Raw genomic sequence first — 16,233 nt, 5'->3', positions numbered from 1 at the left:
ACATCCCTGCTACTTCATTTAGCTTCATATCACATAACCTCTAGTTCTCTCTTACAAGTTGCTATGGATTTATTTGTCTTAGCGTATCTAGTGTATTCATCCATAAACTCATATAAGGTAATAGATTTTGCTTCTTCCAAGGCTTGTTTGACTATCAAGAACGGTAGTTATTACGGGGTGTTTAGCCTGATTCATATTACTGAAGAAGGAGAGACAGTCTATTATTCAAGTGTGTGTTTTTATCAAAATTTGATTTAACCTAGTTATTAAGCGTATATCGGCAAAGTTTGGAGTGCAGTAATTTTGTTAAATCGGTTTTTCAAGTGGCTTAGAGAAGTAAATACAGATTACGGTAATCTTATAATTGCTTTAGTTACTATTATCTTAATAGTAGTAACCTTTTTCTATGTACTATTAACGAGGCACTCACTACAAACACTAGAAGAGCAAGTTAGTATAATACGGAAGGATTACATAGTACGGTCTTTTCCTGAAATTCACATCCTTACCCCTATCTCAGATATAGTCGATAATCAAAGAGTTTTAAAAGTCTTTCTAGTAAACAGGGGATTCCAAGCTACAGGACTCAGGTTAAAAGTGATACCCTTCGTTGGGCAAGAACCCCTAAAGGAGAAAATTGGTCTCATGTATATATACGAAAACAGATTAGAATATGCTGAAGATCAGGTTTTGAAACTGGGAAAAGACCTTAAGTTGGAAAGATTTTTGCAAATAGGAAAATTTGAAGGAATAGACGGACTTTTGATCTATCTACGTTATGAGGTTCCGCTTCAGGAAAAACCCTATGCAGAGTGGGTGGCTTATGGCTTGAATCCAAATACGAACCGATGGGCGCAACTGCCAGCAGGTATGAACTTGGATATGTTAGAGAAGTCACGAAATATTGGCCTACTAAGTAATTTCTGATTAATCTAACAATATAGACTTTGGGATTCGTATGGTAAATTGACCGCTGATTCGACGTAGGTTATTCACATGTTGAATAGCAATCCTGGTGAAGCAGAGGGGTAATTGGATACTCTAGAAAGCCTTTTTGACTTCTGTTTTGTTAGACTAGCTAAGTTGAAGTAGAAAGCCTGCCCTCAATCAAAAACTAAAAGATGCTGGTAAACAACTTAGGAATGATTTTGGTCTAACATGATGTTTAGTAGAATCTTCTTAGTGGGATTTTGGGTTCTTTTGGTTTTTGAGATATTCATGATAATTACGTTTAATTTTATTTAGCAAGAAATCAATAGTTGTTTCAGCGCAGTGGTAAGAATCAGTGTTGATCTTATTGCCACTGAATGGAAGTACTGAATATTCACCTTGCAAAGCTATTAATTTTGAGTTTGTATTGTTAATTTGACCTGAATTTTGATAATGATACTGCTGCCCCTGGCACTCAACTACAGTGCTAGAAGTTGCTTCTAGTTCACCAATATCCTTTTTGTCAATGAAATTAAAAAGTCTCATTGAGGCTTCAAATGTAACAAAAAAATCTACTCTTAAGTTATGGATGGGTTTTTGAATCTCAATTCTTAATGATGGATTTCCTTTTGCAACTCTAAAAGTTCCTAGGTTAAAATTTTCTACAGTTAGACCATAACTTTTGACATGTGCGTGTCTCAATAGAGATAATAAATATTTTCTTTCTATAGGAGATTCACACGCTTGTAAAAAGCCAAGAATGCAGTTGCAAAAACTTATGGGCATGGCCTGCTGAATTCCCTCTATGGTAGAATGAAAGTCAGATCTAATATCATTCTCTAATTCATAACTCCTAAATATGTATTTGAGGATATCTGAGATTGAAGATGCGTATTCCCCCATATCATAGTAGTTATACAAATTTCTTGGGTCACGCATCCAATCATCATCCATTACATAGTGGTAATTGAAGCTGTCACTTGTAGTCGCATATCTATGTTCATTTTCTTTTAAACTATTATAAATTCGTTCTGGAATTACAATTTTATGGCGGTGCGTTAGAAATTTAGCATAATCTACGTTGGTTGGTGAAAAGTAACTTACTAATCGTAGGAAATTTTGATCAGATAGTTGTATTAGCATCAATTATTGAATTTAATATAACATTAAGGTTAGAGGTTTCAAGGGTCGCTGGTTATCCAGAGTGGTCTTATTCAGCTTTATCTTAAATTCATGAATTATTCACACGTTGAATAGCATTCCCCTAACAATTGATTACAATTACTTAAACATCCTCGATCCCTGTGACCTCTAAATCCTATACAACTATCATTACAACTTGCATAAATTAATTGACACTCTCTAGCACATGCCTTTCCCTTATCTGTCGAATATTTTGGCATAACTGGTGCTGGTTCTTGTACCTGGTAGCCGCAACTGTACAAAACTAGAATCAATCCTAGTATTATCAGCTTTTTGAGTTGCTTCATTATGGCAAATTATAAACTAAATATTTTGTGATCGTCCAGCTTCGATACTCCCATTGTGATTTTGGTATAAATGAGGCTGCGGTTGTAATTCATCATCAATCAGAACCATTTTCTTTATATTGAATAAGTTATGGATTAACATTTAGATTACTAACTACTCTGAAGAGGTAGGTATTTAAAAGATAGCTTTTGATATTTCATAGAGATCATGATGGATAAAAGCACTATATCATTGGTTCTGTCTGGCCTTGCTTTAGGGGGAGCATTGGTATCCATATACTTGCAGTTCTTTCACAAGTCCAATTCAATCCAGGCAAATATTGGGGATTTAAAACTTATTCAAGGTCATAAGAAAGATCCAATCCAAGGGGATTCACTGCACTTTTCGTTACCAATTACCTTTATTAATAATGGTAAGAGGCACATTGATATCTATAATCACTCAATCTATGTAACAAATGAACTAGTGCACGTAGATATTTGCTTTGAGAACAGTAACAATCCTAATTTTTCAATGTCTCCTGGTGATCATCGGCCTAACATCATTGTATGTAATACTACACAAAATGAACTAATAAAGGGGCTGGGTATCAAACAAATGCATAGAGAGCATAAGATACTTGTTGGGCTAGAAACAATTCTCCTGACTGACAAAAATAGAAGAATTCATACCAAGAATGTAGTAGCTGATGTGGTGGTAAATGAAGATGGGGAATTTAGTATCAATGGCAGAGACTATATACCAAACAATAAGATATTGAACCTTCTCAAGGCAAAACCTACATGGATTCACATAATAATTCAACGTTTCAAAGAATGTTTTTATCTATAGAAATTTACCTTTACCTATCCAGGGTAACTTTTCAACAGTATTAGCCTTATAACTTGGCGACAAGTGTGCATAAATCATAGTTGTGGAAATCTGACTATGCCCTAATAATTCCTTAACTGTTACTATATCAACACCATTCATGATTAGATGAGATGCAAAACTATGCCTAAGCATATGGGGGTTAGCCTTAAGACCAGCTTTTCTACAAGCCTTATTGAAGCTTGTTTTAATACTATCGGGTTTATTGCCATCTAGTTTGCAAAAGACATAGACCTTTTGGTGATCAGCTCTTGGCAATATCTTATTCGTGTTCGGGTGACAACAATTGTTTCTTAACCAAACTAAAGTATCAAAGAGCTCTTGGTTCATTGGGATAACTCGAAAGCTATTTGTTTTAAGACTTCTTACAATCATCGTCTTTCGCTCAAAATCTATGTCACTAAATTTGAGATTAAGCAATTCATGTGTTCTCATTCCGCTATTCCTGAGAACTATCAAAATCGGTCTCAACCACATACTCGAAAAGCCAACTAGTTTATCAATTTCTTCTACACCTAAGAATTTAACTGGGACATGATTTGATTTAAGAAATGTGATGCCAACAAAAGGATTATTAATTAGAAAATTCCATTCTATGGCTTTATTAAGCATGTTAGAAATTAATCTTAATTCCCTATTGGTAGTTGCTGGTTTTAATCCATCCTTCAACCGCTTCGTTTTATAGCTCTCTATTAAGTACTTATCCATTTTTCTTATTGGTAGATTTCCAAACAATCTCTTAATTGGCTTGATAATATCTAATTCTCTTTCATATGTTGACTTTGCTTTATTTGATTTGGAGTATTCTTTGTAAATCTCTATATATTCAAAGAGTGAAATCTGCTTTATTTGAAAACTTAGGGGTCAAATCTTTTGTTGACTAATTCTAGCCAAATCAAAGGGGACGCAAACCTCAAAAACAGGATGCAGGATGCAGGATTCATGATGCAGGATGCCGGAACATGATCCATGATGCACGATGCATGATGCAGGATACAGCCAGTTCGACTGAAAAATTTAATCTGGTCTCAGGCCACAAATTTTTCTTAACGTCTCCGCTTCTCATTTTCTTAACGCAATTCTTGGAAGGCTGATCAAATAGATTTTAGTATTTTAGACTCTGAGAGCCTTTTAGATTCAAAGGGGATTCAACCCTTTTTGTACTATTCCTCAAACAATGAACGTGGAAGTTGAGATTGGCGGATTATAGATTGTAAAGTACCGATCCGCAGTTCGGAGTGATCCGGAATAGGTACTGTTATAGTCGAGCAGGGATTTTCTTTTGCATCACGATATGACTTCCCCGACTTCTTACTTCAACAAACTCATGTTGCGAGAGAATCTTACAAACTGCGCGGCCTGATAGGACGCGTAATTTACCCAACAGAAACCTCTACACGTGTAATAAATACTTCTGAACGCAAGCGATTTTGGACCTCCGACGGTTCGGCAGTTTCCAGGAACAGTTCGATTGCTTCAACCAAATTACTTCGTGCGCCTTCGACGGTATCCCCTTCACTTGCAATATCCAGTTCGGGACAAAGTGCCACGTATCCATCTCCTTCACGCTCTATAATCGCTGTGAAATGTTGCAAGTGTTTCATCAGGAAGACCACTATAAAAAATAAAGTTACCCGGCAATGTATGCGTTACACAGTATAGATTCATGGATAAGTATAGACCATATAAATCAAAAAGCACGACACTTTTTTCAAAAACGAAAATAGTTCAAAGGGGACTTAACCTTTTGATGCATGATGCAGGATACAGGATGCGGGATGCATGATCCACGATACATGATGCAGGATACAGGATGCAAGATTCAGGATGGAAGATCCATGATCCACGACGCAGCATCAAAGTGGAGGCTCTAGCCTTTATAAAAATTTTAGAGGGTTTATTTGATTATTACAACTTAGGTTTATTCGGATAACTAGCCCATATTGAAAAAACATTTGAAATGCCTAATACTTTTGCTTTATAGAGACATATAATTTTAAATTAAATGGAGATTAAAAATGTCTTATAAAGTTAATGTTGTTATTGAAAAAGATCAGAATGGTTACTACGCGTATTGTCCTGGACTTGAAGGGTGTCACACGCAGGGAAATACCTTAGAGGAGGTCTTAGACAATATACGTGAAGCAATAGAACTCTACCTTGAAACATTATCGGAGGGTGAGAGAAAGGATCTGCTTAGTAAAGAAATTCTTACCACAACCTTAGAGGTACTTGTTGCCTAAGACTCCCAGACTAACACACACGAAGCTCAGGAAATGCTTCTAGGAGCTGGTTTTGAAATGATTAGGAGTAAAGGTAGCCACAGGATATATATGAAAGATAATAAAAGGATAGTCCTACCTTTTCATAAGGGGAAAATATTACATCCTAAGATAATTAAACAGGTCTTAAAAATCTTAGGTGATAAATAAATCTTATCTATAAATTTTATAAATTTTAGCGTGTCAGGCTTTGTTTATTTGCTTATTTGTGTTTCAAGCCGCTTTCTCATGACCCACATTTGACTTTCTAACGAAAAAGGGAACCCTCTGATCGTATTTACAGTGCTAGCCTTTATGTATGTGCACAGGAAAATTTCGATGCCAGGCCATTCAACAGTGCTCAGTGTGAACGGGTCATCTGGACCAAATCTGACTATCCATCATGTCAATATTACGGAAACATGAGGTATGCTATAAGAAATTCCCCTTGGTGAAAAAACTTGAAAACTGTTTCGAAAATATTGGTCACTATCTGTGTTGTAATTTTAATAATAGTATTAGCTTCGCACTTTTTCTCAATACCACGCCGGGCGCTTTGTGAGGATATATCTTGCAAAAAGGTTGCATGTGTCACCGACGGACAATGCGGCATATCCTGTAAATGCTTCAAGGCTGACCCGACCAAGACACACGGTCAGTGCCTGATCAACTATTAGAAACAGATAAAGAGAAAGAAAATGATATAAATAATCTCTCTAACAGAGGCTCAGAGAGTTAATATTATGAAAAGAAACCTATCAAAATCTAAATTCCTTTCAGGCCTTCAGTGTGAAAAGCGCTTTTGGCTAGAAATCAATGATCCTGAAAAGGCTGCCCCAATGTCAGAAGCAACGGAACGAATACTTGAACAAGGTACTGAGGTAGGAATTTTGGCCCGGGAACAAATGATTAACACTGAAGACGATGCTGAAAAACGAGAAATGATTGCGGACCTAAGAGCATATTGTAGGATGGACACACTGGCTATGGTTGAAATTCATAAGCATTTATTGGAAAAATTAAATTAGGATTAAAAGTTTAAGGAATTAGCCAAGCTAAATTATATTCGGATTAAATAAAATGCTCTGGCAAGACGCTGTAATCATGGTTGCTAACATAATATTCTTTATTTCCTTAGTTCCCCAGGTGTATTATGGTTTCAAAGAGAAAAAAGGGTTTATAACATTAGCAACATCCGGGCCTATTTTTATTGGGCTTTATGCAATATCAATAACTTTTTATACACTAAATTTATATTTTTCTTCGGTGATTTTGTTTGTAACTGGAACTCTCTGGTTAGTTCTATTTATTCAAAGGTTAATGTATCGAAGAGCTTAAATCTAATACGTCCGGGATGCATGATCCACGATGCAAGATGCAGGATATATGATGCATGATTCAGAACAGTACCACTAGTTCGACTGAAACTTTTAGTCTTGCCCTCCGCCTGAAAATGTTTCTTAACCTTTCCGCTTCTGATTTTCCTCACGCAATTTTTAGAAGGACATTCGAATCTCTTTTTATAATGACAGGATCTGAGTTTGCTTCGAAACAAAGTTTCTGATAGCTAGACTTGATAAGTTAAGATTCCACTATTTAAGGCATACAGCAGCCACGAGAATGGCAATCACTGGAAGGCTAGATGTTGTTCGGAAGATCTTAGGCCATTCTTCCATCAATGTAACTAGGAGATACATGCATCCTAACGAGCGGGAAGAAAGAAATGTTCTAAAATCTTCAGACAGAAAATGTCCCGATTTTGTCCCTCAGGGAGAACCGGACGCTTCTTCTGAAAAGTTGAAAGAGCTGCAATTTACGGAAATAATTAACAAGAATTGAATTATGGCCGACGTAGCTCAGCGGTAGAGCAGCGCACTCGTAATGCGCAGGTCTGGGGTTCAAATCCCCACGTCGGCTCGAATGATTACAGCAATTTCTTATTCCAAGATTTATCGGCAATATACGCCCCATCCTGTCATTCCCCAACGCAGTCATTGGGAATCCACAAATAAAAAGCTCAAACGAGAAGGGTTGCTTCCCCTTTTAATACCCTTTAAGATAAACAAGATCTAAAGTAGGAGGAATAAATTTCATGAGTATTAGATTTTCATTGACCATTTTAGCTTTGTCGCTTCTTTTTATCACATTTTCACACGACTGGGCCAAGGCTCAACTCGATGAAAGAGCTGTAAAGTCCGCAAATATTTTGTATCAAGAATTGAATGCTCCACCAAGTCAAAAAATCCCACAGACGCTCATTGATGATGCAAAGTGTATAATTGTAATCCCCTCATTGGTAAAGGCTGGATTGGTAGTAACGGTAGAGAGCGGTAAGGGACTAGTTATATGCAGGAGTAGAGAAACAGGAAAGTGGGGTGCGCCCGCTTTCTATAACGCAACTGGAGGCTCTCTTGGTCTATCAGCGGGGGGAGGTTCCTTTAATGTGATCGCGCTCGTAATGGATGAAAAGGGTGTGGGAGGCTTGGTATCCGAGAGTGTAACTTTTGGTGAGGCTCAGGCTGCGGCTGTGGCCGGACAAACAGGGGCTACTACGGGCTCACATACCAAGGGAATCTCTTTTATCACCTACACCGAATCAAAGGATGGGCTGTTTGCTGGTGCCGATCTAGGTGGTCTAACGCTAAATTTTAATAGCAAGGGTAATACAAGGTCATATGGAAAAGCTCTTTCCGCCTATGAAACGCTATTTGAGGAAAAAACTATCCCCGATTCCATAAAGGTATTTCGAGAAGCTGTCTTGAAATTTGCGCCACGTCGCTAGTTCCGATCAGGAACGGGCGCTCGTTGACAAGATCAAGCAAATGGTAAATAGGAACAGCTACCCTTTAAAGCTCAGGAAAAACCCCATACCAGGGATGAATTTTGTCTTATACTCTATTCATCTTCGTCCTCCCGCAAATTTCTGAACTATGGTAGGTACGTTGTCGTAAATTTCATCCTTATGGTCCTCATCTTTCTTTTCGTCGAAGTATCCTAGTTCTTCAAGTATTGCAACTATGAGTTCTGGATCACACATGGAAATGGATTAATTATATTACAGAATTGGGGATTCAAGAATTAGGAAAAATACAAAATGGATTCGCGATATAGGTCGGGATGACAAAAGACGGACTTGTGCTTTATCTTTAATATAAAGAAATTAGGGTCTACCCCTATATTCGTAAGTATTATTATGCTACTTATACACTAACGGTAACTAAGTAAAAATGGATTGATTTCATGTAATGCAAATACTATACTCTAATCATATAAAGAATAGGTTATCATTGAGAAAAATACCTTATTCCTTGCCTCAAAAAATATATGAGCAATCTGGTGAGAGGTATTTTGACGCGCAAACAGGACATCGAGTGGCTATTATGAAAGTTAAGCTTTACAATAAGATCAGAGATGTGATGATAGCATATATTATTGAAGGTTTATGTTAAACTTTTAACTATACATCCGTTAGGGATAGATCAGAAACTAAAAAGGGTTAAAAGTGGCAGATGGAGTAAAATTGATGAAAAAGTTTAAAGTATCATACGATGAAGAAGAAGACATTCTGTATTTTGGTCGGGAGGGTACAGAAGAAGAGGTTATTGAACTTGCGCCAGGTGTTAACTGTGAATTTAATAGGTCTGGCAAACTCATCGGTATTGAAATTTTTAGAGCTTCAGAGTTATTCAAAAATATATTAAAGCCTATGGAGAAAAGACTTCACATTATTTAAACCCAAAAAAAAGTCTCAGGGGTTTTGGTATTAACTTTTGACAAATAAACGGCCTGGGGATCAGTCCTTTATTTTACACTGGTTACGATGCGATCAAGTCTTCAATTGACAAATGGTGATTCCGTGCAGGATGCCGGATACATGATCCACGATGCATGATGCAAGATTCAGGATGCACGATCCATGATACAAAACAATACTACTAGGAATCCCAGCTTCTCAAATAAATTACGTATAACAGACATTTTCTGTGATACAGACGACTTTACCTTATATTTCTCCTTCCCGGCTATTTTTGGAATTGTCTTTGTCAGTTTTCCTGTCATGAACTTCATCCCTCTTGTCCCCTTCCTTCTCTTCGTCAAAGTATCCTAGTTCTTCAAGAATTGCGGCTATTAGCACGGGGTCACACATGAGATTGTATTTATTATATTACAGAATTGAGTATTTCGGAACTGGGAAACGTGTGTGGGATTTCCGATAGATTCTTCGACCTGCTCATCCTTCGACTGAGCTCAGGGTGACCGGGTGGGGTATTGAAGGGCTCGTGATTGTAGACTGCGTGGGGTCGTATCTCAACAATTGACAAATAATTGTTTTGATTTTAATATCATCTCATGGCAAGGGCTTTGAGACTGGCATTTGAAGGTGCATGTTATCATATTACATCCCGAGGCAATAGAAGAGAAAACATATTTTATTCAGATAATGATAAAAAAGTATTTATAGAGAAACTTAACGAAACACTTAATAAATACCATTTTATCTGTTATGCCTACTGCCTAATGGACAATCACTACCATTTGTTTATAAAAACCCCAGATGCAAACATATCAGAAGGAATGCATTATTTGAATACCTCGTATACGAACTGGATTAAGGCAGAACACAACATAGTGGGCTCGGTGCTACAGGGTAGATATAAATCAATACTGGTAGAACAGAACAATTATGGGTTGAAGCTCAGTGCATATATACATCTAAATCCCCTTAGGGCAGGAATGGTAAAGAATTTGAAGCAATACAGATGGAGTAGTTATCTGGATTATGTGAGTGATAGAGGGAAAATTCCCGAGAGATTAGACAAAGAATTCATATTGAGTCAGTTTGCTGAAGATACAAAAGAAGCAAGGAAGAGATACAGGAGTTACGTAAAGGAGAATATCGGAACAAAGGATCCATTGGCGGAATCTTATAGGGGTATAGCACTGGGAACTGGGAGATATATAAACGAGATTGTAGATAGAATAAAAAAGATTGGGAGAAAAAGAGAAATAATAGCAACAAGGCCAAGTGGGACGAAAAATGCAGAAGAGATAATAGGATTAATACAAAAGAGATATGGAATAAGAAAAAATGACATAGTAGATAAGAAGAGGGGAAATGTGTACAGGAAAATATCTATGTATTTGATAAAGAAGCACACTGACTTACGGTTGAGTGAAATAGGAAAGATATATGGTATGGATTATGCCGCTGTGGCGCAGAGCTGTAAGAGATTTAGTGAAGAACTCAAGAAGGATAAAAAAATCAGAAGAATGATTCAGGACTTGGAGAATGAGATATTAGCATAAATATTAAATGTTGAGATACGACCCCATCATTCCTCGTTAACTTTGAGACCTCTAAACTGCTGATCGGTGTTATTGTGTGTTATTGTGTAATAAAGTTCCGTAATGTTAGCGATGCATCATGCCTCCCCCAGGTCCCATACCGTGATCCGGTTCCATTCCATCGTGAAAGCCATCATGGTTCATGTCATCATCATGAAATCCATCATGGTCCATGTCATCGTCGTGAAAACCATCGTTATCAGAGTCGTCATCATAATATCCATCGTGGTCGGCGTCTCCAACGTTACCACATATATAATCGGGATCATGGAAATCCATAGTTCCGTCCCCATTCGTGTCCACTTCTTCAAGTGGGTTATGCATGGGCATGGCAAAGCTATGGTCTGAATGTAATGTGATCACTCCCAAGTCGACAGGATTATTCCCGGTAGTCAGGCAAAACTGATCGTCAAACTCTCCTATATGCTCCGGACCACACTGAAATACGATAAAATCCCAAAATTCATCCATCATTCCAGGACCGGTATGAGCTGTGAAACTCATTGTATAACAATCATCCACTGGAAGATTAAGAGTAAACCCTCCGGTTACAGGGTCAGTATCACTTTCACGGATAGAGCCATTTCTCCCCAATGCGCTTACGATGAATGTTCCAGCTTGCCCGGTAGCATATGCGCTGTAAGGCGAAATAAGGTCATAAACATTCATAGCCAAAATAGCTGTTTTATTACCTCCTGGAGAAAAATGCTTTGCTGTTCCCTCACCTACAACCCCGGTAACTTCTCTTGTTTGTCTTCCTGGCGTAGCTCCATTATCCCTATGCTGGTCGTCCCCTCCATCACAAGCAGCGATAAGAGTTATGATACAAAGCAGCAATGAGAACAAACTTAATTTTATTTTGAGTAACATTTAAATCCTCCCTAAATTTATTTTGAGCTAAGATACTCAATGTTATTCATAATGATGGCAATTAGCATGCCAATAAATTTTTAAATAAATATGCATTGAAATTTAAGTTAAGGAGAGAAATTGTTGTCAGAACTTCATGCATATGACAATTTATAGACTATCCATAATCCATGTGAAATGTGTAAGTTGAAAATTGAAGGAAGCATACAGTTTTTAGAATTATTTTCGAAATAAGCCTATCTTTGTCAGGATGGGAGGAAAACCAGGTCTCCATATAGCGGGTGGGCTTTACCATGTGATGCTGACAGAACACGCTGGTAGCTTAATTCTTAAAAAAGGCGAAGATTTCAATCACCTGTGCCCGTAAACGAAAGGCTTAAGGAATCTAAGGGGCTGAAAATATAATTAATACAATCATAGTTGATCTGAAGAATAGAAAATAATTCAATTATTCACGCCTGACCCCGCTTCTTAGGGAATGACAAAAGGGAAATAACACCTATTTTTCACTTAAGGAACATGGTTCGCCCACTTCAACTACCATCCCATGCCAAACGCATCGGTCTGCTTCAAGGGTATGCCTGCCCCATAGTCTGGTGAATCACTCTGATAGTTATCTGCGATAGCATCACCCGGTGGTATTGCCTGCTGTGAGCTCGGCTGTTCTTCAAAATTGATCTGCAGCTCTCCGTTTTCCCCTTCACTTATTGTAGCTGTCTTTCCTCTAGGAACATTTATCGTCTGTGGGTTCCCATACCTGTCTTTAACTATTATCTGATAAGTGCCTGATTGCCCCTGCGGAACCCCTTGGGTCTGGGGTGTTTCTGCCGGAGCCTGTGCCTGTGGGGATATAATAACCTGCTGATTTACTGGGTTTGGATATGTCGGATAATAAACAGGCCTCGAATACTGATAATATAAGAGTGTACCATACACTAAAGGTGGGATTAGGTACGGCCAATAATATGCAAAGGAGTTATAATAGGGTCTGTAATAACCGTAGCCGTAGCCATAGCCATGATTATAGCGATGTCCATGATGTCCGCCACGATAACCATAATAACCATTATGCCCACCTCTATGGCCTCCCTGATAGCCTCCATGTCCACCCCTATAACCGCCGCCATGTCCAGACTTACGAGCCATACCGGGATTAGCACCCACAGTAAACGTCAATGCGGTAAGAAATGCTATTATCAGATATCTAAGACCTTTCATACATTTCACCTCTTTCAGGCATGGATCTATATATTATACATTGTGCATAAAATCTTCGAAGGGTCAACCCTCATGCACTTGCATCTTACGCCAAACTGACCACCAGTCGAACCCTTAGCCAGCTCAAATGTCATTCACAACCCTCATGTATCATTCAAAAGATGACCTACATCTGTGAACTTCAAAAGTAGAAAATAGTTTCACTCTCTTTCTTTAATATTCCTCCCCTCAGTCGATGAAAAAGCGCTCGCATCAGTCCTCGTATGTCAATCGATTAGAATGGACGTCATGAGCCGGGCAAGAATTTCTTCGCGATTTGCGAAAAATAGCCATCTGTCGTTTGTATCAAGAACAGGAACTGAATCGACATGCAGTTCCTGCATTAATTGTAAAACCTCTTTGGCAGTTGCGTTTGATCTAACACTTTCAGTCCTAATACCTATTATTGAATTCCTCAAATTGACATAGGACATCATCCCTTCATTTCCTGATATTTGAGCAACAAATGTGGTAGAGTTTATCCAGCCGTCAAACATATCCCTTTTTTGAAATACGACGAAACGAAGGCCAAGGGTGCCGATATATTTCCTGATTAAATCGGTAGAGTAAGAAATATCATCGGTTATCAGTAAGGTATCAATCTTCCTTGATGGATTCAGACGAAGTTCCTCTTGTAACTTTTCGAGATACGAAACAGATCCTTTCCTAACAACCCCTTCAGATCCGCCAACTGCCTCAATTGAGATATTATCAAAAGACAATTCACTTATCTGGGTATCCTTTGCCAATTCTCCCAATTCTAAAAATCCCCCCACTTTAATACTCCTCCCCGCCTTCATAGCATCCAAAAGAACCTCATAAATCTCCCTCACCTGTGATTGAAATACCAGTAAGAGTAGTACTATAAATATTGGCCAGACAAGTTTATTCACCAACGGAATCCAGTCCTTTATTGTCCAATTATTCATTTTCTTGCCCCCTTCAGATAATCGATTTAATTATAAACCTAAAGTTACAAATCTTATACCCTTTTCATTCGAAAGAGATTTTCTTATGAAGAGTAAGATTCATAGAAAACACAAAATAATCTATGGATCAATCAGGATCGAACAAAAATGGGATGTAAAAGATGTCAATCAAAATTACTAGAATTGTGAGTGAATCAATCCTTAACGGTCGATTCCCTGGAATTATTACTCCTTCCCAATGTAAGCACATTCATCATCTCATCATGAATTTTACCGTTACTCGCTATGATCTCTTGATCATTTATGTTGTACTCTTCTCCTCCGAATTTTGTCACCCTACCCCCTGCTTCTTCTACAATAAGATACCCTGCGGCGGTATCCCACGGGTTTAACCCGAGCTCCCAGAAGCCATCATACCTTCCACAGGCCACATAACAGAGATCAAGTGCGGCAGAGCCGTCTCTCCTGACCGCCCTGGCCCTCCTTATGAAATTCCCAAAATGCCTCAAATTCTCCTCAACCATCCAGTCCGCTGTGTGTATAAACCCGGTACATAGATTACTCACTTCCACCTTCAATGCATCAGAAACAACTATTTTCTTATCATTCATCAACGCACCCTCCCCGCGCTCTCCGATGAACATCTCATCCTTTATCGGATCATATATCAGTCCAATTTTTACCTCGCCGTCTATTTCCAGCGCTATTGAGACTGAAAAGAAGGGATAGGTATGTGTGAAGTTTGTCGTTCCATCCAGCGGATCAATTATCCAAAGATAGTTTGACCCTTGCCTTTCGATCCCAGACTCCTCCGCAAGGATTCCATGAGCCGGGTATCTTTGTTTAATAGTTTTTATTATAAGGTTTTCCGCAATCCTGTCAGCCTCGGTCACAAGGCTGTTCTTCGCCTTGTACTCAACCTCTTCGACCTTTCCCAAATACCGTTTAAGCAAATCACCAGCTTCAAGTGCTGCTCTTCGTGCTACATCAAGATAATCCACTAAATTAATCTACCCAATGTTTTGGTTTTACACCTTTTCTAAAAATTTAAGACACAACTCGGCAAGTACCCTCTTCGAATCTAAAATTCTCCTATTCTGAGTTCGCAGCCGCGCCCGATCCGACTATTTTAGATTCACAGCTCAAAAGGTCTGACCCGATCGTAGAGTCTTTTCTCACACCACCGCATTCAACCCACTTTGTCGGGCTTTTCTTCTCACCTTCGCAGTTACAACTATCATCCACTTTCGGACACCTGATTGTAATGATCTCCACGCCGGTACCCCCTAACCTTTTAAACCGTCCCTGACAATACTGTATAGGCTCAAAAACCACACCAGAGCCATTTCCCTTGTCACCGCTTTGTTCCTTAACCCCATCCTCTTTTTCGTTTACGTTGTCAGCAGATTCTTCTCCCTTATCATTTTGAGATATTTCATATTGAAAAGGCCCGTCGGATAAAAGATTGTTTTTCTTGCTATCTTCTATAATACCGCGTTCATCCAGAACAGGATCGGTGTTTTCTTGGCCAATGTAACCCGCTTCGCTTTTTAAAAAATCTGCGCCATTTATATCACCTGCAAAAGCTTCAGCGTTAACCGCTATAACAAACACAGCTACACATAGTAAAACAAAAAGAAATTTTAAGACAGGCACTAAGCCCTTAATTTTATTGACTTTCATCTCCTCCTCCTTCATTTTCATCCAATTCGTTAATCTTATATTGGACAACCATTCGAATACGATAACTTTTCAACATTATATACTATTTTAATCAGGTGAATTAAATTATCTAAATAGTTGATACTCAATTAAACGGTTAAGTATGACGCCGCTTAGTCTCTAAAAGGCACGGCCGACGACACCTGATTCATATCCGGTTTGGGACTTACTTTTAGACTTTTGCAGGGGTTCCGTCACGATTTAAGGGTGCAATTATTGGGACTATTTGTCCAATAGACTGCTAAAACCACAAGTCGTTGGTAAAATCTGTGGACGGTACGATCTGTCTTAGGATAATATTCATTTTTTTCACACTTCGACTCTGCTCAGTGTGATCGGATTTCTTAATTTCATTGCACATGGAAATGCATTGCTTTCCGGCCTCGCCGGAAAGTACGATCATGTCTGGCCACTCTCTTTATTGCGCAACACACATTATTGAGTAAACTTAGGTGGTTTCTAAAACCCCCGCATAAGATTACATACATAATTTTCGGAGGATAATGCAATGCCTTTACTCACTGAGGAACATGTTGAGATAAGAAAGGCTGTGCGCA

At 38.5% G+C, this 16,233-nt stretch carries 19 protein-coding genes, 1 tRNA gene and 2 pseudogenes; 11 read left to right on the top strand and 11 right to left on the bottom strand.

The features are described 5' to 3' along the window. Together VGA95_06660 and VGA95_06655 are read left to right on the top strand one after the other, a co-directional pair. Positions 1-258: hypothetical protein (locus tag VGA95_06660; protein HEX9666226.1), on the top strand; the 258-nt coding region annotated here is incomplete at its 5' end. Between the two features lie 45 nt (positions 259-303). Beyond that, complete coding sequence (locus tag VGA95_06655) at positions 304-927, top strand: hypothetical protein (GenBank protein HEX9666225.1); 624 nt, start codon at positions 304-306, stop codon at positions 925-927. 252 nt (positions 928-1,179) lie between these two features. Here the strand turns inward: VGA95_06655 and VGA95_06650 are convergent, their stop codons facing one another. Then, the gene (locus VGA95_06650) at positions 1,180-1,869 is read right to left on the bottom strand and encodes a hypothetical protein (GenBank protein ID HEX9666224.1); all 690 of its coding nucleotides are present in this window, start codon (positions 1,867-1,869) and stop codon (positions 1,180-1,182) included. 759 nt (positions 1,870-2,628) lie between these two features. Here VGA95_06650 and VGA95_06645 point away from each other — a divergent pair. After that, entirely contained in the window at positions 2,629-3,252 is a 624-nt protein-coding gene (locus tag VGA95_06645; GenBank protein HEX9666223.1) for a hypothetical protein, read from the top strand. On the opposite strand, the gene VGA95_06640 is transcribed toward VGA95_06645, so the two are convergent. The 3 genes and pseudogenes from VGA95_06640 to VGA95_06630 form a co-directional block, all read right to left on the bottom strand. Then, the gene (locus VGA95_06640; protein ID HEX9666222.1) at positions 3,247-4,131 is read right to left on the bottom strand and encodes a tyrosine-type recombinase/integrase; all 885 of its coding nucleotides are present in this window, start codon (positions 4,129-4,131) and stop codon (positions 3,247-3,249) included. The two genes, VGA95_06645 and VGA95_06640, sit on opposite strands and share 6 nt — an antisense overlap. A gap of 323 nt (positions 4,132-4,454) precedes the next feature. Next, a pseudogene (locus tag VGA95_06635) lies at positions 4,455-4,675 on the bottom strand (type II toxin-antitoxin system HicA family toxin). Then, complete coding sequence (locus VGA95_06630; protein HEX9666221.1) at positions 4,668-4,895, bottom strand: type II toxin-antitoxin system HicB family antitoxin; 228 nt, start codon at positions 4,893-4,895, stop codon at positions 4,668-4,670. Before VGA95_06630 ends, VGA95_06635 begins: the two are co-directional and overlap by 8 nt. A gap of 414 nt (positions 4,896-5,309) precedes the next feature. On the opposite strand from VGA95_06630, the gene VGA95_06625 reads away from it, so the two are divergent. The 6 genes and pseudogenes from VGA95_06625 (at position 5,310) to VGA95_06600 (ending at position 8,334) form a co-directional block, all read left to right on the top strand. Continuing rightward, positions 5,310-5,534, top strand: a complete 225-nt coding sequence (locus VGA95_06625; protein ID HEX9666220.1) for a type II toxin-antitoxin system HicB family antitoxin — start codon at positions 5,310-5,312, stop codon at positions 5,532-5,534. Then, positions 5,527-5,723 (top strand): annotated as a pseudogene (locus VGA95_06620) (type II toxin-antitoxin system HicA family toxin). The gene VGA95_06625 and the pseudogene VGA95_06620 overlap by 8 nt, the downstream one beginning before the upstream one ends. A 572-nt stretch (positions 5,724-6,295) precedes the next feature. Further along, on the top strand, positions 6,296-6,580 hold the full coding sequence (locus tag VGA95_06615) for a hypothetical protein (GenBank protein ID HEX9666219.1): 285 nt from the start codon (positions 6,296-6,298) through the stop codon (positions 6,578-6,580). A 532-nt stretch (positions 6,581-7,112) separates the two neighbouring features. After that, entirely contained in the window at positions 7,113-7,391 is a 279-nt protein-coding gene (locus VGA95_06610; protein ID HEX9666218.1) for a tyrosine-type recombinase/integrase, read from the top strand. A gap of 6 nt (positions 7,392-7,397) precedes the next feature. Then, positions 7,398-7,469 (top strand) — tRNA-Thr (locus VGA95_06605). Positions 7,470-7,644: 175 nt separating this feature from the next. Beyond that, positions 7,645-8,334, top strand: coding sequence for a lipid-binding SYLF domain-containing protein (locus VGA95_06600; GenBank protein ID HEX9666217.1), 690 nt, complete (start codon positions 7,645-7,647; stop codon positions 8,332-8,334). Between the two features lie 117 nt (positions 8,335-8,451). Here VGA95_06600 and VGA95_06595 read toward each other — a convergent pair whose 3' ends face one another. Then, positions 8,452-8,589, bottom strand: a complete 138-nt coding sequence (locus tag VGA95_06595; GenBank protein ID HEX9666216.1) for a hypothetical protein — start codon at positions 8,587-8,589, stop codon at positions 8,452-8,454. A gap of 486 nt (positions 8,590-9,075) precedes the next feature. On the opposite strand from VGA95_06595, the gene VGA95_06590 reads away from it, so the two are divergent. Continuing rightward, positions 9,076-9,285, top strand: a complete 210-nt coding sequence (locus tag VGA95_06590; protein HEX9666215.1) for a DUF2283 domain-containing protein — start codon at positions 9,076-9,078, stop codon at positions 9,283-9,285. A 167-nt stretch (positions 9,286-9,452) separates the two neighbouring features. On the opposite strand, the gene VGA95_06585 is transcribed toward VGA95_06590, so the two are convergent. Next, the gene (locus VGA95_06585) at positions 9,453-9,611 is read right to left on the bottom strand and encodes a hypothetical protein (protein HEX9666214.1); all 159 of its coding nucleotides are present in this window, start codon (positions 9,609-9,611) and stop codon (positions 9,453-9,455) included. A gap of 291 nt (positions 9,612-9,902) precedes the next feature. On the opposite strand from VGA95_06585, the gene VGA95_06580 reads away from it, so the two are divergent. Then, positions 9,903-10,859 (top strand): transposase, encoded by a 957-nt coding sequence (locus tag VGA95_06580; protein HEX9666213.1) that lies wholly within the window; start codon positions 9,903-9,905, stop codon positions 10,857-10,859. Positions 10,860-10,964: 105 nt separating this feature from the next. Here VGA95_06580 and VGA95_06575 read toward each other — a convergent pair whose 3' ends face one another. From VGA95_06575 to VGA95_06555, 5 genes are all read right to left on the bottom strand, one after another. Further along, entirely contained in the window at positions 10,965-11,768 is an 804-nt protein-coding gene (locus VGA95_06575) for a hypothetical protein (protein HEX9666212.1), read from the bottom strand. A gap of 537 nt (positions 11,769-12,305) precedes the next feature. Further along, on the bottom strand, positions 12,306-12,986 hold the full coding sequence (locus tag VGA95_06570; GenBank protein HEX9666211.1) for a hypothetical protein: 681 nt from the start codon (positions 12,984-12,986) through the stop codon (positions 12,306-12,308). A gap of 266 nt (positions 12,987-13,252) precedes the next feature. Further along, a complete protein-coding gene (locus VGA95_06565) occupies positions 13,253-13,954 on the bottom strand; it encodes a hypothetical protein (GenBank protein ID HEX9666210.1) in 702 nt (233 codons plus the stop codon). A gap of 194 nt (positions 13,955-14,148) precedes the next feature. Beyond that, positions 14,149-14,955, bottom strand: a complete 807-nt coding sequence (locus VGA95_06560; protein HEX9666209.1) for an inositol monophosphatase family protein — start codon at positions 14,953-14,955, stop codon at positions 14,149-14,151. 91 nt (positions 14,956-15,046) lie between these two features. Further along, complete coding sequence (locus VGA95_06555; GenBank protein HEX9666208.1) at positions 15,047-15,637, bottom strand: hypothetical protein; 591 nt, start codon at positions 15,635-15,637, stop codon at positions 15,047-15,049. Positions 15,638-16,233: the final 596 nt, after the last annotated feature.

This window comes from Thermodesulfobacteriota bacterium, from assembly GCA_036397855.1.
GTDB lineage: Bacteria > Desulfobacterota_D > UBA1144 > Nemesobacterales > CSP1-2 > DASWID01.
This window is presented reverse-complemented; position numbering and strand designations above follow the sequence as displayed.